The organism is Yersinia sp. 2541 StPb PI, assembly GCF_052217145.1.
Lineage (GTDB): Bacteria > Pseudomonadota > Gammaproteobacteria > Enterobacterales > Enterobacteriaceae > Yersinia > Yersinia enterocolitica_E.
Window position 1 is genome coordinate 918,985 of the sequence record NZ_JAZGQB010000001.1, and the last position, 24,841, is coordinate 943,825.

The window sequence follows — 24,841 nt, forward strand, 5'->3', positions numbered from 1 at the left end:
AATTAAAATGTAAGGGGAGTGTGAATGCATATCAATAATGTCTTCTTGGCATATGGTCGTATATTTTGTTATTTTATTAAAATCACATCACTGACACTATCAAAAATAACTATAGTGCTAGTTTTCTTACCACTAGGTGTAAATAGTGAAAGTTTCTCTGCGCTGTTCAAAGATGCAGATATAAAAGAGTTTATTAATACAGTAAGCAAGAATATCAATAAAACTATAATAATAGATCCTAAAGTTCAAGGTTTGGTTAGCGTCCGTAGTTATGAACTATTAGATCAAGATAAATACTATCAATTCTTTCTTAATGTACTCGATGTTTACGGATATACCGTAGTGGAAATGCCTAATAATATCTTGAAGGTAATACCATCAAAACGAGCTAAAGGTTCAGTTGTTCCTACACTAAGAGAATCGGGGGAAACTTATGGGGATGAACTTATCAATAGAATATTCCCACTTAAACATATCTCTGCCAAGAGTCTTGCCCCACTATTGCGCCAATTAAATGATAATTCTGAATCTGGTAATATTATTCACTATGAGCCATCAAATACTATATTAATTACGGGACGCGCTGCTGTAGTAAACCGCTTGTACTCGATAATCAATACATTCGACCAAGCCGGAGATATAGATGTTGAATACTATAAATTGAAACATGCTAATGCTGTTGATGTGACTAAACTAGTCAATGAAATCATAAATCAAACAACTTCCAACAAACAAGAGCCATTCAATTTAGGAAGAATGATTGCTGATGATAGGACTAACTCTGTATTGGTGAGTGGTGATAGCCATATCAGAAAAAAAGCCATTAAAATGATAAAGGAGCTTGACCATCAACAGAATAGTTATGGAAACACAAAAGTTATATATATGAAGTATGCTCAAGCATCGAAACTTTTGGAGGTGCTAACTGGCATTAGCCAAGGTTTTCTCAGTAACAAAAAAACAAACTCGACAGGCAAGAAACAGAGTGGAAATATTGCCATCAAGGCATATGATCAAACAAATGCTTTGGTCATTACAGCTGAACCGAAAATGATGAGAGAGTTAGACTTGGTTATCGAAAAGTTAGATATCAGACGAGCTCAAGTCTTGGTCGAGGCCATCATAGTTGAGACCCAAAATGGAGAGGGATTAAACCTTGGCATACAATGGGAAAATAAATTTTCTGGTGGGGTCAACTTTATCCCAAACTCAGGAAGGACAAGAAATAATAGTGACGGTCTACTGCCCATGGCAATTACAGGATTAACTGCAGGCTTTTATAAAGGTAACTGGAGTGGTTTATTTACTACCCTGGCAACTAATTCAAATAATAATATTCTGGCAACACCGAGTATTGTCACGTTGGATAATATGGAGGCTGAGTTTAATGTAGGTCAAGAGGTTCCTGTACTGACATCGACACAAACAACATCTACAGATAGGGTCTATAACTCAATCTCAAGGCAAAATGTTGGTGTCATGTTGAAAGTGAAACCACAGATAAACAAAGGTGATTCGGTTCTTCTTGAAATCCGACAGGAGGTATCAAGTATTGCTGACGGTTCTGACGTCACTGCTAATAATTTAGGCTCTATTTTTAACAAGAGAGTCGTTAATAATGCAGTTCTGGTAAAAAGTGGTGAGACGGTTGTTGTGGGTGGGCTATTAGATAAAAAGATAAATAAAACAGTAAATAAAGTTCCTATCTTGGGGGATATTCCTTTTATTGGTGGTTTTTTTAGGCAGAAAAAAGAGAAAATTGAAAAAAGTAACCTTATCTTATTCATTAAGCCAACAATACTCAGGGAAACAAATGACTATAACTTGGTGACCGCAGAGAAATACACTGAATATAATCATGGGAATACAAATAAGCCTTTTATAAATAGTGCTCTAAAGTATTATAAGGAGAGGGGGGGAGAAAAAAGAAATCATGATGATTTCAATAAACTTAAAAAGGATATAAGGGCATTTTACCGTGACGTAGGGATTGAGTTATGAACCAAGATGAGAAGAAGTTAGTACCATTAACATTGAATTGGTCTAAAGATAATGGTGTTATCTTACTCCCAGTAGAAAATGGATATCAAATTATATGCCGCCATTCAGCTTCGCTTGAGGCAATACTTGAAGGGAATAGAGTCGCCTATCAACCTATGGGCCTTGATTTTGTTACTGATGATGAGTTTAATAATACTCTGATGGCCACGTATCAAAATAGTTCAATGCAGTCACATAAAATAATGAATGCAATAAGTGATGAGATCGCGATTTATTCATTTGCTAGTGAATTGTCTGACAGTGAAGACCTATTGGACTCAGATAATGAGGCTCCAGTAATAAGACTAATCAATACCATTTTAACAGAAGCAATTAAAAATTTAGCGTCAGATATCCATATAGAATCTTTCGAAAAAAAACTGACTATCAGATTTCGTATTGATGGAGTATTAAAAAATATATTAGAACTGAAACACAGTGTAGCACTATTATTAGTTTCTCGGATTAAAGTTATGGCGAAATTAGATATTGCAGAGAAGCGTATTCCCCAAGATGGACGTATTGCACTGAACTTGGCCGGGCGAGTTTTAGATGTTCGCGTGTCTGTTCTACCGTCAAATCATGGTGAGCGCGTAGTTATGCGCTTACTGGACAAAAGCAGTATTAAGTTGGACTTACAATCTTTAGATATGTCAGCAAAAAACTATGGCTTGATGAAAAAACTGGTGCTCAAGCCTCATGGTATTATATTGATTGTTGGCCCTACGGGTGCAGGCAAAAGTACTACACTCTATGCAGCTCTAATGGGAATAGATTCAGGTGAAAGGAACATTATGACTGTCGAGGATCCCATCGAGTTTGATATTGATGGTATATCTCAGACACAGGTTCATTCAAAAATTGGCATGACTTTCTCTCGAAGCCTAAGAGCAATACTGCGACAGGACCCTGATGTTATTCTTATTGGCGAAATACGAGATGTGGAAACTGCACAAATAGCAGTACAAGCCTCTTTAACCGGCCATTTAGTTTTATCAACGTTACATGCTAACAGTGCTGTTGGTGCTGTAACCAGGCTGAGAGATATGGGGATCGAACCCTTTATGCTATCAAGCTCATTATTGGCAGTATTATCTCAACGTTTGGTGCGCCGACTATGTATCGAGTGTCGGCAAGAGTATACATTTATGCCGGAGCAACTAAACAGCTTGGGCATAAATTATGGAATGACCATAGCAGGAAATACGCATCGTGCGATAGGTTGCGACAAATGTAATGCGGCCGGTTATCGCGGGCGAATAGCTTTGCATGAGCTCTTAGTTGTTGATAATCGCTTACGGGAAGGTATTTATAAAGGCTATAGTGAGCATGATCTTGTCCAGTTGGCGCAGCAAACTATACGCAGCATTGAACAAGATGGGGTGGATAAAGTTATGGCTGGCTTAACAACAATTGAAGAAGTGGTCAGGATAAGCTTAGAGGACAAGCATGCCTGTATTTAAATATGTCGCTATCAATAATGACGGAGTGAAAATAAAAGGTAATATTGATGCCGAAAGTATGTTGGCTGCCAGGAATATTATCTATCAAAGAAGATGGTATTTATTAAAGATTAATATCATAAAATTAAATTATTTTACAAGAGTAATGAAGTACTTTAACACTGTTAATAATGATGATCTTGTGTTAGTTACTCGACAAATGTCGACATTAGTGAATGCAGCAATACCATTAGACGAAGTATTGGCAATTATCGAGAAGCAAAATAAAATGAATGTAATGAATAGTATAATATATGACATAAGGATGAAGATTATAGAAGGCTATTCATTTTCAGATTCACTTTCAAATTTTTCAAATGTTTTTAATCCATTATATAGGTCAATGATCACTGCTGGTGAACTATCGGGGCATTTAGGTATGGTGTTGTCTCGACTTGCAGACCATATAGAACAAGCGCAGAAAGTGAAACGAAAACTTGGACAAACACTTATATATCCGATTATTCTAATTTTAATGTCTCTCAGTATGATTATTATCCTTTTATCGGTAGTTGTCCCTAATATAGTAGAGCAGTTTTACTTAGAGAGTAATGCATTGCCTTTTTCTACACAAGTTCTCATGACAGTTAGCAACGTGATAAAAAATAACATATTGACTATTTTAATGTTAATTTCTTCTGTGTTAATTGTAATTAATAGAATATTGAAAATAAAGAAGGTAAATAAACTCTTTGAATATTATTATTTGAAGATCCCTCTGGTTGGAGAGGTAATTATTAGGTTGAACATATCCCGTTATTTAAGAACATTAACTATTTTAAACGGCAATAACGTTGATTTAATCCAGGCAATAAAAATAAGCAACTCTGCATTGACAAATGAATATATTAAATCACAGTTAAAAAGCACCGCTAAGTTAATTAACGAAGGCAGTAGTCTATCGTCTTCTTTAACTATTAGCCGAGTATTCTCACCTATGATAATACATATGATTGCATCAGGTGAACGAACTGGGACATTGGATGTTATGTTGGAAAAAGTGACTGCTGTCCAAGAAGATGAACTGATGGTTAAGATAAATATATTTATAACAATACTAGAGCCAGCAATAATGATTTTCATGGCTGCATTTATCTTTTTTATTGTTGTGTCAATATTTCAACCAATATTGCAGATTAACAGCCTAATTTCATAATATATATCGAGGATGGATGATGAAGGAGACGAAATCGGATGGATTTACATTGCTGGAAATTATGGTGGTTATCATGATTTTGGGTGTTTTGGCTAGCTTAACGATACCCAGTCTGATGTCTAATAAAAACCGAGCTGACCGGCAAAAGACATTAAGCGATATTGTTGCTTTAGAAAATGCATTGGACATGTATAAGTTGGATAATGGCCATTACCCTACAGAGTTACAAGGTATTCATTCATTGGTTGTCAAACCAACAGAGGTACCCATCCCGAGAATTTATCCTCAATATGGTTATATTCGGCGATTACCGCAAGATCCGTGGGGAAACGCTTACCAAATGAGTAATCCCGGAAAGAATGGAGAGATAGATATATTTTCTGCAGGACCGGATAGAGAAATAGGTAGTGAAGATGATATTGGCAACTGGAGTGTATCATCATAATTAAAACAGATATACGTAGTAACTTGAGTCCCGACAACGCATAGGTAATTACTTGCGATATTATACAGGTTTTACATTGTTAGAGGTTATGATCTCATTAGCTATTTTTGCTATTGCGGGTATCAGCATTATGAAAAATATTAGTGAACAATTAATTTTGACCAAAGCGTTAGAAGATAAGATGGCATCTTCTTGGGTTGCAGATAACGTTTTAGCTGAAATTAAAATAATGAATGTTACACAAAGCGGAGATTTGGCGAAGGGACGTCATTTTATGCTTAACCAATTTTGGTATTGGCAAACGAAGGAAGTATATAATCATAGTAAAGGATATCATGAAGTTATCGTTGAAATTCGTAGTCAGGAAAATAACGAACATCCTAATTATATAGTGCAAAGACACCGGATTACTAATGACTAAACGTTTATCTTATGGCTTTACATTGTTAGAGGTACTACTTGCTGTTATTATTTTTACCATGATGAGTTTAACTATCTATCAGGCTGTTATTGTTATTGCGAAAGGAAGTGCCGCCGCGAGTAGTAAGGCAAAAGTATTATATAGAATATACCAAGTAATAGAAAAACTTCAAGATGATATATCTCACGCGATAACATATCAAAATCTTATTTCAAATGATTACCAAGGCGTTTCCTTCCAAATAGGGAAGGGGCTTTTGGGAAGTGATGATTTTGGGGTTTATTTCTTACTAAATAATAATTATAATTTAAAATACGATTTTGACTATATGCCAGAAAGTATAGGCTATAGGTTGAAAAATAAAGTTTTACAAAAATTATCTTATACTAAAATTGGTTGCATAGCAGATCCGGAATACAAGATTTTAGATGCTATAGATGGAGTCTCAGCATTTAGAATGCAGATATATCATGAAAGAAAATGGCTAAATGAGTGGCGGAGCGACGTTGTCTTACCTCACGCCGTTGAATTTACCATAGAATTGGAAGGTATTGGCATGGTAAGACGAGTTATTATTTTATTGAATAGTGGAGTTTTATAATTGTGGATAGTTTAGAGACACAGCATGGTGCTGCACTATTGCTAGTATTATCTATTCTATTATTGATTAGCGCAATGGCTTTCACATCACTTTATCACTGGTCTGATTTGTATAATCTATTTAAGATAAGTGAAATAAGAAAGTCACAGAAATGGATATTATTAGAAAGTGAAGGTGAGATGTTAAACAGAATCATTGGGCCTCTATTAAATTCTAAATATGTAGGTGATGAGTTAGGTCACAGTTTGCCCCATCCCAAAACCATTAAAATAAACGAGAATGATATATATTATAATTTGATTGATAGAACTAACTGCTTAAACATTTACTCTATTAAATATAAGTCATGCAACAATACAGTAGAATCTTATGCCAGGACGGTTTTTAAAAATATGTTAATTAACTCAGGGGGAGGGGAAAAAGAAGTAAATAATATTATGGAATATATCTCTGGCTTTATTAACCGTGATTGTTGCGAAAATAACAAGTATAATATCTATACTGGTTCAATACTTAGGCCAAACTATACTAATTCCAATGATTATTTAGCTGTTTTTTTACCCGATAATAGTAATAAGTTACTTTTACAACTGACACCACTGATCTGTACTAGAAATGACAACGTATTATTAGTTAATATAAATACGCTTGAAATACAACATGCCAAGCTCGTTCAGGCAATGCTCATGAATACTCTTAGTGAAGAAGATATTGTCAGGGTTATATTATCCAAACCAGCAACTGGCTGGGGTAATGTTGAAATTTTCTTTGATTCGATGTTAAATAATTCAGTGGTGGCAATCAATGATAGACAAAAGATAAGAGATATTTCCATGTCAAACTTTGCAACAGATGAGTATTTTATCTCATTATCATTTGGTCTTGATGGTAAGGATGAATATTATCAATTAAGTAACTTTCTTCATATTAAAAAGAAACAAGTTACGGTATTGCAGCGGATGTATGGCATTGGCGAACCATATAATGAATAGTGTTGCCTCTCGGGCTACTCTATTGATTAGACTCGGGAATTATGAGCGCGATTCTGTTTATTGGTATATCAAAACGCATGATGGTAAAAAGAGTAGTTATGGTAAGCTCAAGAGTCATACTGAAATTAAAAATCTAAAATTAGATCCTAAATATACTGTTAAAATATTAGTTCCAGCAAGTTGTATAATATTCAGACGAATTGATATCAAAGGAGTGGCAACAAGTAAAAATATGAAAGTTATTTCTTTTTTACTTGAGGAATCAATTGTGGATGATATAGATAAATTTCATACTATTAATTTAAAATGTGATGATGATTTCTGTTATGTAGCCGCTGTCGAACATCAATTAATGAATCGCTGGATAGGATGGTTAAAGGATGCTGATATCACTGCAAAAACTATTGTGCCTGATGTATTGGCTCTACCATTTAGTCTTGGACAATGGTTTGCGGTAAAATTAGACCATGAATGGTTGATCAGAGATAGTGAAATGTCAGGCTTTTCAATTTGTAGTGAAATATTAGAAAAAATATATGCTTCAAGGTTGTCATCTGTTCATATAAATACCTTTTATCCGGCTAGCAGTAAAGCTATCAATTGGCAATCAACACAATATTGCGATGTGCTCCGAGTTATGGCTGAAAATGTCGCTCATACTGATGTTAATCTTCTCTGCGGTAAGTATAATGACTTCTTTAAAAGAATTATTAATTGCCAACCTATTTTTAAACCTGTTTTTCTGTGTTTGCTTCTATCTATTTTTGTATGCCTAAATTATGGGGTTGATAGATATAAAATAATGAAGGATATTGATATGCTAAATGTAGAATCTACATATTTTTATACTAATTTTTTTCCAGTTAATGAAAGTGACATTGATGATATAAGTCATTTTAATGATTACATCGGTCATCATAGAGATATGTTATCAAAAACCAGCTTTCTTGATTTAATGCACAAATCAGGTGTTGTTATTGATAGGTTTAATTTGCATGTAAATAGTGTTAATTTTAATAGAGATACACAAATGATGTCATATAATATCTCCACAAGTGAACCTGATGCTATAGCACTTGAATTAAACGAAGGAAATGAAAGTCTTAAAGGAGTGATTTTAAATAAAATAGCCAATGGCCATAGTACGCATGATATTATTTTTAATAATACACCATGAAGTTAAATTCACATTCTATTCTATACTATTTTTGGCAATTAAGAACCATCCTATCATTCTTATTGATGGTTATTGTGGTACTTTATTCAATTAAAATTTTGGTGGATTGTAATATATTACGGCAGAAACAGGTGCTATTAAGGGATGAAATTCTTCATTATTCTACAGAATCTAAAAATCTAAATCTACGTCGGCAGTATAAGGTATGGCATGATTATTATTCACATGACAAATTTGATAAAGAGATTATTAATATTTTTAACGGCGGGAATAACATCTTGCAGATATCGACATTATCCGATGGAACTGCTGCTATAAAATTTGATGGGGTTAAATTTTCTAACGTACTAGATGTGATTCATTTTATGTCTCACTACTATAATATTTATATTAGTGATGTGAATATTTATCGTAATGACAGTGAAAGTGGTGAGTATGTAATGGGGAATATTTATTTTGTAAAGCGAGAATCAAAAGGAATATAATTAAATTATGATTGATACTTATAGTCTGGTCGGTGTTTTATTTTATACTGTTGTTGGGCTATGCATAGGGAGTTTTTTGAATGTTGTTATCTATCGGCTACCAATTATGCTTTCTGCTACTGCACCCAAACATAGGGTCGTCAGTCGACGAATTAAGGATGATAGCCTCAAAGACAACATTAATTTATGTTTTCCAAAATCATTTTGCCCAAATTGCAATAGCCAGTTACTTATTAGGTACAATATTCCCGTAGTCAGTTGGTTATTATTATGTGGTAGATCCCGGTGCTGCCATCAGAGAATTAATCCTCGTTATCTAATTGTAGAGTTATTGACGGCTATTTTAACCTTACTTGTTGCCTTTTGGGCTGAAAGCGATTATTCAACAGTTGCCTGTTTACTTTTAATTTGGTCGCTGATTACGTTGTCTTTTATCGATCTTGATTGTTACTTACTTCCAGACTGTATTACATTGCCATTATTATGGATAGGACTTGTTTTTAATATAAACAATGTTTTTTGTTCTCTGTCATCTGCAGTGCTAGGTGCTGTAGTGGGTTATGTTTTTTTGTGGTTACCCTATTGGTTATTTAAGTTATTTAAGGGTGTCGAGGGAATGGGATATGGTGATTTTAAATTAATGGCAGCTATGGGAGCTTGGTTTGGTGTATCAGCAATACCCATGTTGATATTGTTATCCTCTAGTTTAGGTATCATTATCTCTATGGTGATTTCTCTCTTGTCAAAGAAGAAAGTAAAACACATCGCCTTTGGCCCTTATATTTGTCTGGCTAGTGTGGCTCATCTATTTCTAGGGGAGGTTATTAGCTTATTTTAATAATGAATTTATTTAATATTTCGCTCAACTCTTTACATTTGTAATCGTTATTCATACCGTCATTTTTTAATTTTTCATATCTTACCTCTGTTAGTTCTGACCGCGAATGACTACTCTGCTGTAAACTGAGAGAGTTATCAGAATTCATCATAGTTATGGCATTACTCACTATTTTCTCTTCACTTGGTAACTTTTCCATACCACATATTTCTTTTAGATAACGCATCCCAGCCGTTAATGCAGTTAATTGTTCTATTTTTACTTTTTGAGTTAAATTTTCATTTTTGTGTGTTTGGCATCCAAAAATAATTGGTGTGAAAAATAAAATCACCCTGAGTTTCATTATGATCATTCACCTTCTTGATTTTTCATTGTTACTAATAATATCTCAAAAATGTAATTTTCATGGTGGATATTTTTTGTTGGTTATCAATATTTATTGATAGACTTTCACCTTTGCTATTGATTTTTATGTTCTCTATCATTTTTCGCTTAAAACTAATGAATTTAACTTTATTAATGTTTGAAGGAGACTGTCAGGTAACACTATTTCTGCTATTTTATTTAGTGATGACTACCATGTGGGGAAGGAAATGGATGAAATAATGATTGGAGATATTCTCTTTACTCCACAAAAGAGAATAATCAATAAAGGGGGTTCTTTCATAAAAATGAGGAATAAAGAGTCTGAAGTGTTATTTTTATTATGCCATAATTATCCAGACTCTCTCACCCGCGATGATATTGAGAAGGAGATATGGGGAGGTAGCTATGTAACAGATAACACACTAACACAAACAATTAGTAACTTGCGTAATGCATTAGATGATAAAGCACATGAATTAGTGACGACTATCCCCAAAAAAGGATATTGCATTGGTATTAAACCGATTTTTATTTCAAGTAAAGAAAAAGAAAAAGAAAAAGAAAAAGAAAAAGAAAAAGAAAAAGAAAAAGAAAGAGGTGGTGGGGGAGGAGTAGATTGTCTTGATGTTGTTAAAAATAATAAATATATTTTATCCGGCGTTGGTTTTCGTTATAAAGTTGTTTTACTGGCAGTGTTTATAAGTTGTTTTTTTACTTCGTTATATGTGACATTAAATTCCCATACAATTAAGATATTACATCCTACAATCATGCCTATATTGATAGGTTTGGATAACACGCTAGATGAAGTTTTCTTATCCACATACCGCAAGGCACCCTACGTTTACTTAAAGAAAACAAAACAGGGGGAGTATATTGCTTGTAAATATCAAACTGGGGAGCTGATATGCGAGCGAAAATAATATTTATTTTGATCTTTAGTGTTTTTATATCAATAGGGCTAGGGTATGGCGCTGGGCGTATATATTCTTATATTCACCCAATGAAAGAGATTGAAGGCTATTGGGAGGTTAACTATTGTTTTAATCATTCACCTAACACTTATCATGTTTACTCCAGAGTTAATATTATGGGAAGAGAGATAAACTCATCTGCCGATGTGTATGGTGAAAATCATGATTTGAAAGCACGGCGTAATATTGTCTTTCGTGTGGTTGATGCGAGTAAAGGGGTTTTTATCGGTGATGTGTTATCTCTATCAATATATAATAATGACGATAATTGTTTATATGATTTCCTTAATACACCCTATGCAATAAGTTACCCTGTTTTCTATAAATTAGATGAAAATACTATTTTGATTGAACAATCCCAGGGGCATCCTATTCATAATTTTCGCTTATTAACACGCAGTGATACATGATGTAATCTCCTGAAATATACTTGTAATGTTTGGCGAGTAATGTTGGTATATTAATTATCGTCGGTGTAAAAATAATGTTATATCACATCAGGTTGTTTGTTATAAGGCTTCTCTCGCATGTTAAAGGATTAGGCCCAATCTCCGATGGAAAAATCGGTATATTGTTTGGTCTAATACTCGTTATTAGCCTTTTCTCCTTATTGCAGTTATTTTCCATCGGGTATTTATCTCATATATTGGATAGTACCACCGTTAATGTTGAAAAAACGCACTATAGCCATCAGCAAGAAGTGTTGATGGATCGCGCCAGAATGGAGCTATTAATTGCTAGCGACAAATTCAATCGGGCCGGTATCTATTATATGGAGGACAAAGAGACCGGTTCTGAGGGGAGCTGGCATAGTCTTTTGAATGAAGCACTGCAATCTATGCAGCAGTCACAGCAAAATTATCGTGAGTTATTACTTCTTTCTGTTCACGATAAACGACCAGAATTCATTGCATTAAAGGAAAGTTATCAGCAGTTATATCAAGGTTTGACTGAGCTTGGGCAGGGGTTGTCAAAGAACAGTAATATTGATCGGTTTTTTGAAGTCCCGATACAAGGCTTTCAAAGTGATTTTACCGAAAAGTATTACCACTATTTGCAGCAAAGTGAGAGTAATCGGGCTGTAATGGATAGCCAGCTATTATCGTCCTTATCGTCAGCAAAGCAGGGGGTTATTACAGCATTGGCGGTATTGCTGTGCCTTGCCTTTTCGGTTTGGCTCGGTGTTACACGCTTAATTATCCGGCCACTTAATGACCTTATTTCCCATATTAACATTATTGCCGCCGGTGATTTATCACGCCAGATTACATATTCATCGTTTACCAGCCGCGAGGCTCGTCAATTGGCTGATAGCATATGCCAAATGCAACAAGGCTTAATTGTCTTGGTGAGTCAGGTTCGCGCAGGTGCAGAAATCATCCTGACAGGTGTTAATCAAATCGCCGCAGATAGCCATCGTCTTGCTGAGCAAACACAGTCGCAAGCACAATCACTGGCCGCAACAACACAAAGCATGTATCAGCTCACTACCCGGGTAAAACAGAACACGATGAGTGCCGATCAAGCCAATCTTCTGGCTAATGAAACCGGCGTTATCGCCCGTGAAGGCGGGGAAATGATGTCTAGCGTCGTGGTATCAATGGCTGATATTTCTGCCGGTTCGCAGGAAATAACGGCAATTATTACGCTCATCGAATCGGTGGCTTTTCAGACCAATATTTTAGCATTAAATGCTGCCATTGAAGCAGCGCACGCCGGTGAGCATGGGCGCGGTTTCTCCGTTGTAGCACGAGAGGTTGGCTTGTTGGCACATCAAAGTGGCAATTCCGCGCTGAATATTAAGCGGCTTATTCATAATTCATCCAGCTCTATCTCCACAGGGAGCGGTTTGGTAGCGCGGTCAGGTGATAACTTACGGGCTATTATTGATGCAGTTAAAAAGGTGACTGATTTGATGGCGGAAATATCTGCTGCATCACACGATCAGAGTCAAGGTATTGAGGGGATAACCACACAAGTGGGGATGATTAATGAAGTGACAAAATTGAATGCTGAGTTAGCCCAGCAATCCACCGGTGCATCGGAGGTATTACAAAAACAAGCATTCCAGCTCAATCAATCTGTTGCTCGTTTTTGTTTACCGACTACTGGGCGGTCGGCTCAAGGTTGTTATGAAGCGGCCCCTGCCAACTTTTAGTGCACCAGCATGCTTTTCAGCATCTTGGTCCATCCAATTGGATCACCGTAATATTCATTTGCGGGTAGGGCGGACAGTTTTCCCTGCCTATCTTGTAGCACAAAGGTTGGGAAGCCGTGTCCATGCACCCTCGCCAGTAAGGCGCGGCTATCAGCAATATGCTGAGTCGATGCTGTCTGGGCGGAACTGAATGCGTTGATAAATGCTGTCCGGCTTAACCCAATATCAGTGGCAAGTTCAATTAATACCGAGGTGTCGGCGATACGGCGGCCCTCTACGTAATGAGCTTGCTGGATGTGATGGAGCATATCCGCGCCTTGTCCGGCCAATTGTTCAGCCGCTAAAATGGCGGCAATAGGTGGCGTGGAATCCATAATCGCTGAAGTATCATTCAGCAAGTGATTAAAATAAGCCTCACCAAACGTTTGTCCGGTGAGTTCGGCAATACGTTTGTCATGAGGCATCACATAACCACGCCATTGGCTATCTATCTGGCGACGATTCGGTCCAGACATCATCCCACCACCGTGCAGTACCAGTGTCAGATCAGGAATGCTTTGTGCGGCTTGCACCAATGGCGCTGCGCCATAGCACCAACCGCATAAAGGGTCGAAAATGTAATGTAAAGTTAGCGGGGTCATTATGTTCTCCTCTTAGTCCCCGTCACCATTCAAGTTACCGCCTTCTGGCACTTTGGTTGATGACAGGGTAATGCCGTACTGATTCATTTTAAGCGCCGCTTATTGCGGCCATTTCATCTCGTTTTTCAGTACCTTAGCACTTAACTCCAAGCTAGATTCATCTTTCAACTCTGGATAGTGTTTTTTCATCGCCGCAATCAGTGCTGCGGAATCCTTCGCCTTAGGAATCTCTGTATTCAGTGTGGTTAAATAGTTCTGAGTAAAGGTCACTGATGCCAATGTTTGTGGCGCGTTATCGAGATAATGCCCAGGAACCACGGTCACTGGTTTGAGTGCTTTAATCTTTTCCAATGTTGTTAGCCAGTGCTGGCGTGATTCTGCGGTTTGAGTATCCGCGACCCATAAATGGATATTACCGGAGACAGCGACACCGCCAACAACAGCTTTCAAGGATGGGATCCAGACAAATGTCTTTTCAGGTGATGGGCCGTCTAGCCCTTCAACATCAATGTTTTGCCCATCGATAGTGAAACTCTTGCCCTGTAGTGCTTGCGGAACAATTATCCGGGTAGGCGCATTTTCTTTTAGAATCGGTCCCCAATAGGCCATTTTGCCGTCTTTGGTCGCTTCTATTTCTTCAATGGTCTGGGGTGTGGCTAGTACCTTGGCTTGTGGGAATGCTTTTGTGATGACATCCAGACCGAAATAGAAATCAGGATCGGCTTGGCTGATATAAATGGTGGTCAGTTTTTTGCCACTTTGCTGGATTTTCTTCACCAGTGCTTCGGCGTCATTGCGCTGAAATTGCGCATCAATCAGAACCACTTCGGTTTTGCCGCTGATAATCTCAGAAGAGACTGGGAAGATGCTCTTTTCGCCTGGATTATAGACTTCCATTTTGAGTTGTTCGACAGCACTTGCGTTTGCTACGGCTGCGAAGGTTGCCAGGCCGGCAAAGGTCATTTGTAATAGCGTTTTGTTAAACATATCGGTTTTCCTGAGGATGACTGGGGTATGGGTTAGATAATAGATTGCATCGTTCGATAGAAAAACCTGATAATGAGCAACTGTTTGTTGCTTAAATCGAGCTAATAATGGATAGGATCACTGCTGCTGAGGTTTTTGTCGCGATTGTCGAGCGTGGCAGTATGATTGCTGCCGCCGAAGCATTAGAGATGTCACGGGCGATGGTGACACGCTATCTGGCTGAGATGGAGCAGTGGGCGGGGGCGCGGCTGTTACATCGGACAACACGAAAACTGAGCCTGACCCATGCTGGCGAAACCACCCTTGAACGTTGCCGACGTATGCTTGAGTTTGCCCAAGAGATGGATGTGATTGCAGGGCAAGGCAGTGATGAATTGCGCGGTTTATTGCGAATCAGTTGTTCTCAGTCTCTTGGGCAGAGTGCTTTGGTGATTGCTGTCACTGACTATTTACGCCGTTATCCCCAGGTCGCGGTTGATTTACAAATCAATAACCGGGCAGTCAATCTGGTAGAAGAACGCATTGATTTAGCATTGCGTATAACCAATGAGTTAGACCCGAATTTAATTGCACGGCCACTTTCCATGTGCCATTCCGTTGTCTGTGCCTCTCCGGCCTACCTGTCAGCCAACGGAATACCCAAAACACCCTATGATTTGGCAGTACATAACTGCCTGACATACTCATATTTTGGCAAAAGTTTGTGGCATTTTGATTTACAGGGCGAAAAATCAGCCGTTGCAGTCAGTGGCAATTTGAGTGCCAATGAGTCAGTAGTTTTGCTAAGTGGTGCGTTGGACGGGGCCGGGATTACTCTGCAACCCAGTTATTCTGCCGCCCCCTATATCGCCCGAGGCGATTTGGTCAGCTTATTACCGGGTTATCAGCCGCAAGCAATGGGTATTTACGGTATCTATACTTCACGGCGGCACATGCCAGCAACATTAAGGACAATGTTAGATTTTCTCGTGGAGTGGTTTGCAACCAATCCCCATTGGCTTAACTCTGCTTTCTTGACGCTATAGCGGTGAGTTACATTCTCAAACATATTTTTGTGATCGGTGATGCCTATAAATTACTTTTTATTTCATAGCATTATACGTAGCAAATGCTGCCTTTTTAGTTACTCCGCTATTTATAACCTTGTTCACTACTAGTCAGTATTCCTCAACTCATGCTATTTCTATTTAGTTAGTTAAGAAAATAAACAATTATAATTTATAAGGTTATTACTGCGTTTTTGGCGATGCTCACGGTTTCGCCTCTTCTGTGACTCACTACATGGTGCCGGTTAATTAACCATTATCGGCAACAATTTGTTTTGCCCGCTATCTACTGCGAGCTGATATTGTCTGACTGGGAGCTGGTATTATGCCTGTTGCGCTGCTGGCATTGGCACTGAGTGCTTTTGCTATTGGTACCACCGAATTTGTCATTATGGGGCTGCTACCTCAGGTGGCGGGTGACTTACATATCTCGATTCCAACTGCCGGTTGGTTAATCAGTGGTTATGCGCTGGGAGTTGCAATTGGCGCACCTATCATGGCAGTTCTGACCGCAAAGTTGCCACGTAAAAAGACATTATTACTATTAATGGTGATCTTTATTATCGGTAACCTGATGTGTGCTCTGGCATACAACTATGATTTCCTGATGCTGGCCAGAGTGATAACGGCGCTGTGTCATGGTGCTTTCTTTGGGATTGGTGCCGTGGTTGCCGCCAATCTGGTGGCGCCGAATCGACGAGCTTCGGCGGTGGCACTGATGTTTACTGGCCTGACGCTGGCCAATGTGTTGGGCGTGCCCCTAGGGACCGCGCTGGGGCAGGCCTTCGGTTGGCGCTCAACATTCTGGGTGGTTTCAGTCATCGGTTTATTCTCACTGGCCGCCCTTTACAGCAAATTACCTTCTTCTCAGGAGGAGGCCCCGACCGAACTGCGTAAAGAGATAGCCGCATTGCGCGGAGGGGGAATCTGGCTATCTTTATTGATGACGGTCTTTTTTGCCGCCGCTATGTTTGCTCTCTTTACTTACATCGCCCCCATTCTGACAGAAGTGACGCAGGTTTCAGAACATGGTGTCAGTTGGACATTGTTGCTGATGGGGGTTGGTCTGACATTGGGCAATATTGTCGGGGGGCGGCTGGCCGATTGGCACCTTTCCGTCAGTCTGACGATGACTTTCCTGTTAATCGCGCTGTTTTCTGCCTTGTTCAGTTGGACCAGCTATTCATTATTGGCAGCAGAAGTGACGCTGTTTCTATGGTCAGCGGCAGCTTTCTCAGCAGTACCTGCACTACAAATCAATGTGGTTACCTATGGTAAAAAAGCACCTAATCTGGTGTCGACCCTGAATATTGCCGCCTTTAATGTCGGCAATGCTTTAGGGGCATGGGTTGGTGGTGTGGTGATTGCTCGTGGGTTAGGTTTAACCGCAGTGCCCTTTGCCGCCGCAGCACTGGCGGTGATGGGGCTGCTACTGTGTCTGTTTACCTTCTCCCGGGCGCGGGCCGGTAAGGTGAAAGCTGTTTAGGCCCGTTGCGAAAACTTAATATTGTTGGGTAATCACTTGGGTTAGGCGCTGCTGGAAAGTGATGGCCTGCTGCTTTAAATGCTCGATAAACGTATCTACCAAAGTAGATGATGGGCGATGTTTCGGTTGTATCAAACTGATAGTAAAAGGGATTTCGACGCTGAATGGCCGCACGCACACACCTTCAGCGCCCCCTTTGCTAATATAGTCTAATGCCGTGAGTGGATTGACAATCGATACCCCCACCCCTTCCCGTACCATGGCGCAGACCGATGCAGCACTGTGGGTTTCCAGCACTAACCTTCGGCTAACGCTTTGTTCAATAAATAGTTTATCCAATAATTGGCGATAACTGTCGGTAACGGACAAGCTGATAAAGTTTTCACCCTGGAAGTCTTGTGGTGTCAGTAGTGATTTATCCCGCAACGGATGGTCACTGGGCAATACGCAAATCTCATTCACGGTCATCAGAGGATGGCGCAACGTACCGGCAGGAGTCTGGGTGTTTTCTGTCAGACCAAGGTCATGACGCTGAGCTGAAAGCCACTCTTCCAGTAGGGGCGATTCCTGCGGGATGATGCTCAGACTGACTTCCGGGTAGCGGTCAATAAAGGGTTTGCACACGGCGGGTAGCAGCGATTGAGAAAAGACCGGTAGGCAGGCAATAGAAAGCTGCGCCTGTTGGAATTGACGAATACCCTCAGCAGCTTGTCGGATGCGATCAAGACCGTAATAAGAGCGTTGTACCTCTTCAAATAGCCGCAAGCCTTGTACTGTGGGATAGAGGCGGCCACGTACACGCTCGAAGAGTGTTAATTGGACTAATTGCTCAAAGCGGGCCAGTTCACGGCTAACGGTGGGTTGGGATGTCTGGAGTAATAAGGCGGCTTCAGTCAGGTTACCGGTGGTCATGACACCATGAAAAATCTCGATTTGTCGTAGGGAAATGGTGGGCATCACAACACTCCTGAAGTGGCGACGGTTTACTGAAAGCCATATCATAAATGAATAGACTCACGGTAAATAGATATTTTCCTAACAGGTATTCAGTTGCTAATAATGAGGTATCAGCGAAATCATTTTTTTCGCCCAACATATTGATGAACAATTATTAGGAAAAACCTATGCCGCGCACACTTTATGACACCACTTCGGCACTGACTGCCCACAATCTGCTGGCTCTGCCTGAGCAATTTGGCTGCCCGGTGTGGGCGTATGATGGTGAGATTATTGTTAAACGAATCAACCAATTACGAAACTTTGATGTTATTCGTTTTGCCCAGAAAGCCTGTTCGAATATTCATATTCTCGGTTTGATGCGTGAGCAGGGTGTCAAAGTCGATTCAGTCTCGTTGGGTGAGATAGAACGTGCGATACATGCTGGCTTCCAGCCGGGGCAGGAACCGGCCGAGATCGTATTTACCGCAGATCTGCTGGATCAGGCCACGTTATTACGGGTGACTGAATTAAACATTCCGGTCAATGCCGGTTCAATCGACATGCTAGATCAACTGGGGCAACATGCCCCAGGGCACCCCGTTTGGTTGCGGATAAATCCGGGTTTTGGCCATGGTCATAGCCAAAAAACCAATACTGGCGGTGAGAACAGCAAACACGGTATCTGGCATCAAGATTTACCACAAGCTATTGAGAAAATTAAAAAATATGGTTTAACGCTGGTGGGTGTTCATATGCATATTGGTTCTGGTGTTGATTATCAACATCTGGAGCAAGTTTGTGATGCCATGGTTCAGCAGGTGATTGCACTGGGGCAGGATATCAGCGCTATCTCTGCCGGTGGTGGGTTATCGATCCCTTATCAATTTGGTGATGATGAGATTGATACCGAACATTATTATGGCTTATGGAATAAAGCCAGAGAGCAAATTGCTGCCTATCTCGGTCATCCGGTTAGTCTGGAAATTGAGCCCGGCCGCTTTCTGGTGGCAGAGTCAGGTGTTTTGGTGGCGCAGGTGCGGGCTGTTAAAAATATGGGCCGTCGCCACTATGTGTTGGTGGATGCCGGATTTAACGATTTGATGCGGCCAGCAATGTATGGCAGTTATCACCATATTTCGTTGCTGCCTGCTGATGAGCGCGACCTCACATCGGCACCGTTGATTGATACGGTAGTTGGCGGCCCGCTGTGCGAGTCAGGTGATGTATTCACCCAGGAAGCGGGTGGTGGATTGGAAACCCGCGCATTGCCAGCCGCTAAAATTGGTGATTATTTGGTATTCCACGATACCGGGGCTTATGGTGCGTCGATGTCTTCGAACTACAACAGCCGCCCATTATTGCCGGAAGTGCTGTTCGAACAGGGGCAGCCACGCTTAATTCGCCGTCGGCAAACCATTGAAGAACTTATTGCATTAGAGCAGATTTAACGACTTTGTTATCAAAAGGATAGGTTGAATTAGCTTATACAAAAAAGTCCTCAGCCGATAGCCAGAGACATAACTCAAGGCTATCGGTTACCTGCATTTGATCCTATTTGCATTTGATACAAACGTCCTCAGCGGTAATAGGGCCCTGGTACCACCGAATCACGTAATTTTAACTCACCGATGAAAGGGGGCAGCGGTAGCACCGGTTTGCCCGCAATCAGCTTCAACGCCTGAGTAATGGCGGCTTCAATCATCGCATCAATTGGCAGATACACAGTTGAGAGTGCCGGTTGCAGGTAAGGTGCGGTAGGTTCGTCATCAAAACCAAATAACGAAACATCTTGTGGTAGCTTTTTCCCCGCCTGATTAAGGGCTTTCATCGCCCCGATAGTCATATCATCATTGTAGATAAACAGCGCGCTGAAGCTAATATCGCGTGCCAATAGCGCCTGACATCCTTGATAACCGTCAGGTACGCCACTATCGCCATGGATAATCAGATCTTCATTCAGCGCGATTCCGTGCGCCTCCAGCGCTTGCTGATAACCGGCAAGGCGGGATTGGGCCGTGGAGGTGGTGATTGGCCCGGTAATATAGGCAATATCACGATGCCCTTGCTGTATCAGATAATTAACCGCATTAAATGCAGCTTGTTGCTGTTCGAAGAACACACAGCGCTCACGGGCTTGGGGTAAATCACGATTAATAACCATCAAGGGGGCGGCAACGTTGGCAAGCAATTGCATTAAATCAACTTCAGACATTGAGCGAGTGTAAAGAATAATGGCATCACAGCAACGGTCAGCCAGTAACTGAACTGCCTGCTGTTCGCCTTGTGGCGTATCGTGGCCATCTGTCACGATCAAATGCTTACCACTGGCTTCAATCAGTTTCGCAGCCTGCTGGAGTAAACGGCCAAAGTAGGGGCCTTCAAAGTTCGAAACCACTAACCCGATGCTGTTGGAGCTTCTGTTGGCCAGTGATTGTGCTAGAAAATTAGGGCGGTAACCCAGTTCGTCCATCGCCTTAAACACCGCCTCACGGGTGCTTTCCTTCACCTGCCCGGTGCCGTTTAATACCCGGGAGACAGTGGCCTTGGAAACACCGGCGCGCAAAGAGACATCCAACATGGTAATCATCAATCGTAAACCTCTTGGCTGGGTAGCTATTGCCCCAGTCGGCCCGTGTCATAACACGATAACTGCCGTGCGTGGCACTCTCGTTGGGTGCGGCGTAGTGGGCGATTTTTGTGGCATAACTGCCGGATATCGCGGCAGTTTAGCATAGCGCAGGCGGGTTGCAGCTCTTTGTTATCGACAGTTCTCAGTCATCTGCGGGCGTTTGCGGGCTGGCGACAGAATGGCGGCGGACCAGCGTTGGGCTGAACATATTGGTGATTTCTGGCAACGGGGTATGGTTGGCCAGCGCCAGCGCCAATTCTGCGGCCTGTGTCGCCATCGCAACGACCGGGTAGCGGATGGTGGTCAGCCGGGGGCGCAGATAACGAGAAATTAATACATCATCAAAACCAATCAGTGAGATCTCTTGCGGCACTTCGATGCTGTTGTCGCTGAGAACAGACAATGCGCCAGCAGCCATGGAGTCGTTATAACAGGTAACTGCCGTGAAGTGTCTACCACGGCCGAGCAGGTCGGTCATGGCCTGTTCGCCGCCAATCTCATCTGGCGTACCGTAGGATATTAAGCGGTCATCAACCGGAATCTCAAACTCTTTTAGTGCGTCCAAATAGCCTTGTAGGCGATCAATGGCATCGGAAATTTGGTGATTAGAGCAAATAATAGCGATGCGTTTATGCCCTTGCTGAATCAGATGGCGGGTTGCCAACCAGGCACCATAACGGTCATCTAATGCGACACAGCGGGTTTCGAAACCCGGTAATGTGCGGTTAATCAACACCATACCGGGGATCTGTTCCATTAATGATGTCAATTCTTCATCGGACAGTTTTTTGGCATGAACCACCAGGGCGGCACAACGATGGCGAATCAGTTGTTCGATGGCCTGACGCTCTTTCTCTTCGTCATGGTAACCGTTACCAATCAGCAAGAAATTTCCGGTGGCATAGGCCACTTGTTCGACAGCTTTGACCATCGATCCAAAGAATGGATCTGACACATCAGAAACAATCATGCCTACCGTTTCAGTTGATTGCTGGGCCAGTGCCCGCGCATTGGCGTTTGGGTGATATTGCAGTTGTTCCATGGCGTTACAGACCGCCATACGTGATGTCTCACTGGCCTTGGGAGAATTATTGATAACACGAGATACCGTCGCGACGGAAACACCCGCCAGCTTGGCAACATCCTTAATAGTGGCCATTTTTCTTCCAGAGATTTTCAGGGTAATCGCTTACATCCCTCAGTTTTGCGGAAAACGGTGTTGCCCGCAAGGGGGGAAGATCGCAACTTGGTGAGAAAAAATCACAGAAACAGCAATTAGCACGATTACCTGTGGTTTTCGCAAGCCACAGGTTTCGATTTGACCTGCCTTGGTTAACCCAGCGCATCAAATGAAACGGTTAGTACAAAACGATTATGTTTAGTCTAAATTGTGCTTTGGTCTTACTGCCCGCTGAATGTTATTTTTATGATCTATTTAATTGCCTGAGATAGCCATGTCCATCATCCGTTACCCCCAGCTTGCCCACTGGGGCGCTTTTACCGCTGTTGTTGAAGATGGCAAACTGATCCGTTGCGAGCCATTTGCCAATGATCCCAACCCTTCTCGGTTGTTGGAATCCATTACACCCATGGTTTATTCCGATAAACGTATTCGCAAACCGGCGATACGCCGATCGTGGTTACAGCAGCGAGAGAAAAGTGATCGAACTTTGCGTGGTCGGGAAGACTTTGTTGAGGTGGAGTGGGATGTCGCGCTGGATTTAGTGGCGCAAGAGAATCGCCGGGTCAGGGACCGTTATGGCCCGTCAGGGATATTTACCGGCTCCTATGGTTGGTCTTCTGCCGGGCGTTTACATCACGCGCGTTCATTAGTCCGGCGTTTCTATTTCAGCGGCGGCGGCGGGGTTGATCAACTGGGCAACTACAGTTGGGGCTCGGCACAGTTTTTTCTGCCTTATGTGATTGGTACTTTTAGCCCGTTGACCGGCAGGGTGACATCATGGCCGAGTGTGGTTGAGCATTGTGAACTGTTTATTGCGTTCGGCGGGTTGGCACTGAAAAACGCTCAGGTCTCTTCCGGTGGCTCGGCGGAACATTCATTAAAACCCTGGTTGGAAAAACTGGCACAAAAAGGCACGCCAGTGATTAACATCAGCCCGATGCGGGATGATTGCCCGGCATTTGTGAATGCCGAATGGATACCGATTCGTCCCAATACAGATGTAGCACTGATGCTGGCGCTGGCTTATGAAATCCAACGTGTTGACGGGCAGGATGAGGCTTTTCTGGCTACTCATTGCGTGGGCTATGAGCAATTAGCTGATTACATTCGTGGGGTGAATGACGGTATTGCTAAAACCCCTGAGTGGGCCAGCGAGATTACCGGTATTCCCGCACCAAGAATTACCCTGTTAGCCCAGCAACTTATCGGTGTTCGCAGCTTTATGACCTGTTCCTATTCAGTACAGCGCGCGCACCGTGGTGAGCAACCTTACTGGATGGTGATTGCCTTATCAGCCATGCTGGGGCAAGTGGGGCTGCCCGGCGGTGGCTTCTCATTTGGTCATGGATCGATGAACGGTGTGGGTAACCCGCGGATAGACACGCCGGGGCCAAGCATGCCAGTGGGTAAGAACCCCTCTGGATTGGCTATTCCAGTGGCCCGCATTTGTGACATGTTGCTGCAACCGGGGCAGCCGTATCAGTTCCAAGGGGAAACCCATACCTACCCCGATATTCATTTAGTGCATTGGGCTGGCGGCAATCCATTCCACCATCATCAGCAATTGAATCGGCTGGTGGAGGGGTGGCAAAAGCCGGACACCGTGATTGTGCAGGATATCTGGTGGACACCTGCGGCTAAAATGGCCGATATCGTGCTGCCAGTGACCAGTTCGCTGGAACGTAATGATATTGGTGGCTCGTCACGGGATCGCTATGTATTGGCGATGCATCAGGCGATTGCGCCACAACATCAGGCCCGTAACGATTTTGATATTTTCGCTGATCTGGCCGAACGACTGGGTTATCGCAGTGAATTTACCGAAAATAGAGATGAAATGGCCTGGATTCGGCATATCTACCAGGAGTGCGGAGTGGCACAACAGCCACACGGGGTGGAATGGCCTGATTTTGAATCTTTCTGGCAACGGGGCCATGTTGATTTACCTGCTCCGCCAAAGGAGTTCGTGTTCTTTGATGCTTTTCGCGAAAACCCACAGACTAATCCGCTGCAAACGCCAAGTGGCAAAATTGAGCTGTTCAGTGAGAAAATCGCCAGCTATCACTATGAGGATTTTGCGCCCCATGCCGAGTGGCAACCACCGGTTGAGTGGTTAGGGGCACCACAAGCTGAGCAGTGGCCGCTGCATCTGATCTCTATTCAACCCGAGGATCGTCTGCATAGCCAACTTGATCCGGCACCATTGGCGCAAGGGAATAAAACTGCCGGCCGTGAAACGCTGTATATGCACCCACAAGATGCAGCCAAACGTGACATTACTGAGGGCAGTCAGGTTCAGGTCAGCAACTTACGGGGTCATTGTCTGGCGGGAGTGCGTATTACTGATGGTGTTACTCAAGGGGTAGTGTTAATGGCAACAGGGGCCTGGTTTGATCCCGGTTTCGGCGGCAAGCAGCATAAAGTTGAACAATCAGGTAACCCCAACGTTCTGACGCTAGACATTGGTACCTCGCGTTTAACTCAAGGCCCGAATGCAATGAGTTGTCTGGTTGAGGTGGCGCGGTACTAATTTTATCTTAGCCAGGCTTAGGGTGTTGCCGGTGGGATAGCGGCAGCACCCATTATTTTGGCAATGCACCTCAATGAATTACAAACCTATTTCGTCTTTCTGACAATGTTCACTACTGGTTACACTTTGCACGTAAATGTTGCGATTGCTTGCTGGCTGTGGCTTCACTGAAACGGATACAGTGTTCATCCCAGAGGTATTAATTGGTGAGTAATCAACATACGCTGTGTGTTAAAAGCCAGTTT

The 24,841-nt window shown here is 41.9% G+C and carries 23 protein-coding genes; 17 read left to right on the forward strand and 6 right to left on the reverse strand.

Annotated features, from left to right (window positions below; translation table 11 throughout):
* The first annotated feature begins 24 nt into the window (after nt 1–24).
* From gspD to V1953_RS04005, 10 genes are read left to right on the forward strand one after another with little or no spacing between them, the layout of a single operon-like run.
* A complete protein-coding gene (gspD, locus tag V1953_RS03960; protein WP_083162803.1) occupies nt 25–2,001 on the forward strand; it encodes a type II secretion system secretin GspD in 1,977 nt (658 codons plus the stop codon).
* On the forward strand, nt 1,998–3,503 hold the full coding sequence (gspE, locus tag V1953_RS03965) for a type II secretion system ATPase GspE (RefSeq protein WP_442850675.1): 1,506 nt from the start codon (nt 1,998–2,000) through the stop codon (nt 3,501–3,503). Before gspD ends, gspE begins: the two co-directional genes overlap by 4 nt.
* Nucleotides 3,490–4,698: a type II secretion system F family protein gene (locus V1953_RS03970; protein ID WP_442850676.1), complete on the forward strand. Its 1,209-nt coding sequence runs from the start codon at nt 3,490–3,492 to the stop codon at nt 4,696–4,698. The genes gspE and V1953_RS03970 overlap by 14 nt, the downstream gene beginning before the upstream one ends.
* Nucleotides 4,699–4,717: 19 nt before the next feature.
* Nucleotides 4,718–5,143, forward strand: a complete 426-nt coding sequence (gene gspG, locus V1953_RS03975) for a type II secretion system major pseudopilin GspG (protein ID WP_083162807.1) — start codon at nt 4,718–4,720, stop codon at nt 5,141–5,143.
* Nucleotides 5,144–5,195: 52 nt separating this feature from the next.
* Entirely contained in the window at nt 5,196–5,564 is a 369-nt protein-coding gene (gene gspI, locus V1953_RS03980) for a type II secretion system minor pseudopilin GspI (RefSeq protein WP_442850677.1), read from the forward strand.
* The gene (gspJ, locus tag V1953_RS03985; protein ID WP_442850678.1) at nt 5,557–6,165 is read left to right on the forward strand and encodes a type II secretion system minor pseudopilin GspJ; all 609 of its coding nucleotides are present in this window, start codon (nt 5,557–5,559) and stop codon (nt 6,163–6,165) included. Before gspI ends, gspJ begins: the two co-directional genes overlap by 8 nt.
* 2 nt (nt 6,166–6,167) lie before the next feature.
* Complete coding sequence (locus tag V1953_RS03990; RefSeq protein ID WP_442850679.1) at nt 6,168–7,157, forward strand: type II secretion system protein GspK; 990 nt, start codon at nt 6,168–6,170, stop codon at nt 7,155–7,157.
* Nucleotides 7,150–8,334, forward strand: a complete 1,185-nt coding sequence (gspL, locus tag V1953_RS03995) for a type II secretion system protein GspL (protein WP_442850680.1) — start codon at nt 7,150–7,152, stop codon at nt 8,332–8,334. Before V1953_RS03990 ends, gspL begins: the two co-directional genes overlap by 8 nt.
* Complete coding sequence (locus tag V1953_RS04000) at nt 8,331–8,819, forward strand: hypothetical protein (protein WP_442850681.1); 489 nt, start codon at nt 8,331–8,333, stop codon at nt 8,817–8,819. Before gspL ends, V1953_RS04000 begins: the two co-directional genes overlap by 4 nt.
* Nucleotides 8,820–8,826: 7 nt before the next feature.
* Complete coding sequence (locus V1953_RS04005; protein ID WP_372569564.1) at nt 8,827–9,657, forward strand: prepilin peptidase; 831 nt, start codon at nt 8,827–8,829, stop codon at nt 9,655–9,657.
* Here V1953_RS04005 and gspS read toward each other — a convergent pair.
* The gene (gene gspS / locus V1953_RS04010; RefSeq protein ID WP_442850682.1) at nt 9,644–10,000 is read right to left on the reverse strand and encodes a type II secretion system pilot lipoprotein GspS; all 357 of its coding nucleotides are present in this window, start codon (nt 9,998–10,000) and stop codon (nt 9,644–9,646) included. The two genes, V1953_RS04005 and gspS, sit on opposite strands and share 14 nt — an antisense overlap.
* A 250-nt stretch (nt 10,001–10,250) precedes the next feature.
* Here gspS and V1953_RS04015 point away from each other — a divergent pair, with 250 nt between their 5' ends.
* From V1953_RS04015 to V1953_RS04025, 3 genes are all read left to right on the forward strand, one after another.
* Nucleotides 10,251–10,946 carry a winged helix-turn-helix domain-containing protein gene (locus tag V1953_RS04015; RefSeq protein ID WP_442850683.1) on the forward strand — a complete coding sequence of 232 codons (696 nt, stop codon included), beginning with the start codon at nt 10,251–10,253 and terminating at the stop codon, nt 10,944–10,946.
* Entirely contained in the window at nt 10,931–11,407 is a 477-nt protein-coding gene (locus V1953_RS04020) for a hypothetical protein (protein WP_083162827.1), read from the forward strand. Before V1953_RS04015 ends, V1953_RS04020 begins: the two co-directional genes overlap by 16 nt.
* Before the next feature lie 74 nt (nt 11,408–11,481).
* Nucleotides 11,482–13,155, forward strand: a complete 1,674-nt coding sequence (locus V1953_RS04025) for a methyl-accepting chemotaxis protein (RefSeq protein WP_083162830.1) — start codon at nt 11,482–11,484, stop codon at nt 13,153–13,155.
* On the opposite strand, the gene V1953_RS04030 is transcribed toward V1953_RS04025, so the two are convergent.
* Together V1953_RS04030 and V1953_RS04035 are read right to left on the reverse strand one after the other, a co-directional pair.
* Complete coding sequence (locus V1953_RS04030) at nt 13,152–13,796, reverse strand: DsbA family protein (RefSeq protein WP_442850684.1); 645 nt, start codon at nt 13,794–13,796, stop codon at nt 13,152–13,154. The genes V1953_RS04025 and V1953_RS04030 overlap by 4 nt on opposite strands.
* Nucleotides 13,797–13,895: 99 nt before the next feature.
* On the reverse strand, nt 13,896–14,783 hold the full coding sequence (locus V1953_RS04035; RefSeq protein ID WP_083162834.1) for an MBL fold metallo-hydrolase: 888 nt from the start codon (nt 14,781–14,783) through the stop codon (nt 13,896–13,898).
* 107 nt (nt 14,784–14,890) lie between these two features.
* Here V1953_RS04035 and V1953_RS04040 point away from each other — a divergent pair, with 107 nt between their 5' ends.
* Together V1953_RS04040 and V1953_RS04045 are read left to right on the forward strand one after the other, a co-directional pair.
* Nucleotides 14,891–15,808, forward strand: coding sequence for a LysR family transcriptional regulator (locus V1953_RS04040; RefSeq protein ID WP_372569560.1), 918 nt, complete (start codon nt 14,891–14,893; stop codon nt 15,806–15,808).
* A 346-nt stretch (nt 15,809–16,154) separates the two neighbouring features.
* Entirely contained in the window at nt 16,155–17,315 is a 1,161-nt protein-coding gene (locus tag V1953_RS04045; protein WP_083162838.1) for an MFS transporter, read from the forward strand.
* A gap of 15 nt (nt 17,316–17,330) precedes the next feature.
* Here the strand turns inward: V1953_RS04045 and V1953_RS04050 are convergent, their stop codons facing one another.
* Nucleotides 17,331–18,272 (reverse strand): LysR family transcriptional regulator, encoded by a 942-nt coding sequence (locus tag V1953_RS04050; protein WP_083162840.1) that lies wholly within the window; start codon nt 18,270–18,272, stop codon nt 17,331–17,333.
* Nucleotides 18,273–18,439: 167 nt separating this feature from the next.
* Here V1953_RS04050 and lysA point away from each other — a divergent pair, with 167 nt between their 5' ends.
* Nucleotides 18,440–19,702 carry a diaminopimelate decarboxylase gene (lysA, locus tag V1953_RS04055; protein WP_083162844.1) on the forward strand — a complete coding sequence of 421 codons (1,263 nt, stop codon included), beginning with the start codon at nt 18,440–18,442 and terminating at the stop codon, nt 19,700–19,702.
* A 128-nt stretch (nt 19,703–19,830) separates the two neighbouring features.
* On the opposite strand, the gene V1953_RS04060 is transcribed toward lysA, so the two are convergent.
* The gene (locus tag V1953_RS04060; protein ID WP_372569558.1) at nt 19,831–20,841 is read right to left on the reverse strand and encodes a LacI family DNA-binding transcriptional regulator; all 1,011 of its coding nucleotides are present in this window, start codon (nt 20,839–20,841) and stop codon (nt 19,831–19,833) included.
* 184 nt (nt 20,842–21,025) lie between these two features.
* Nucleotides 21,026–22,042, reverse strand: a complete 1,017-nt coding sequence (gene galR / locus V1953_RS04065; RefSeq protein WP_083162848.1) for an HTH-type transcriptional regulator GalR — start codon at nt 22,040–22,042, stop codon at nt 21,026–21,028.
* A gap of 295 nt (nt 22,043–22,337) precedes the next feature.
* Between galR and V1953_RS04070 the strand changes: the two genes are divergently transcribed.
* The gene (locus V1953_RS04070; protein ID WP_083162850.1) at nt 22,338–24,596 is read left to right on the forward strand and encodes a molybdopterin guanine dinucleotide-containing S/N-oxide reductase; all 2,259 of its coding nucleotides are present in this window, start codon (nt 22,338–22,340) and stop codon (nt 24,594–24,596) included.
* Nucleotides 24,597–24,841 lie beyond the last annotated feature (245 nt).